Below are 577 nucleotides of genomic sequence, written 5' to 3'. Positions count from 1 at the left end.
GCGGTCAGCAGGGCCGGCTGATTGTCCTTGACGATCAGGACATAGTGGCTGCTCAGGTCCTCGACCAGATGGCGGGCGGTCTCGCGGACCGTGTGCAGGGCGTCCCCGGTCAGCACCATCCCGGCAACCTGCGCGTCATCGAGCAGCGGGGCGAGTTCGGGCACCTCGGTCGTCTTCGCTCCGACCTGCCGCTGCGCCAGGACCGTGCCGCGCTCGTTTCCGAACAGGGACAACAGGTGAACCCGCCCCCCGCCCGGCAACCGGGCACCGCGCATGGCCTTGCCGTCGAACGCCGCCGAGGCCAGCATCCCGTCCGGCACCGACCGACGGCGGGACCGCTGGACGGCGCGGCGGGCCTCACGCTCTTTGGGAAGCTGCTGCGCATTCCTGTCGCCGGTACTGCCCGCAGCGGGCTCCCGCCCGGCCGGGACAGCCGATCCGGCGAGATAAGCGGCGGTTTGCCGGTCCACTTCGTTCCCGTCGACATCGGCCAGCACACGGCGCACCGTGCGCTCGCTGGGCGGGTGGCGCAGGCCCGTGAGCGGGTCACGCCAGCAGCCCAGGCAGGCCAGCAGGT

General features: G+C 72.1%; 1 pseudogene. It reads right to left on the bottom strand.

The annotated features are described in order from the left end of the window. Positions 1–577: pseudogene (locus KIP79_RS46235) on the bottom strand (ISAs1 family transposase); the annotation flags it as partial.

The sequence above is a fragment of the Acrocarpospora catenulata genome (assembly GCF_018476525.1).
GTDB classification, from domain to species: domain Bacteria; phylum Actinomycetota; class Actinomycetes; order Streptosporangiales; family Streptosporangiaceae; genus Acrocarpospora; species Acrocarpospora catenulata.
This window is presented reverse-complemented; position numbering and strand designations above follow the sequence as displayed.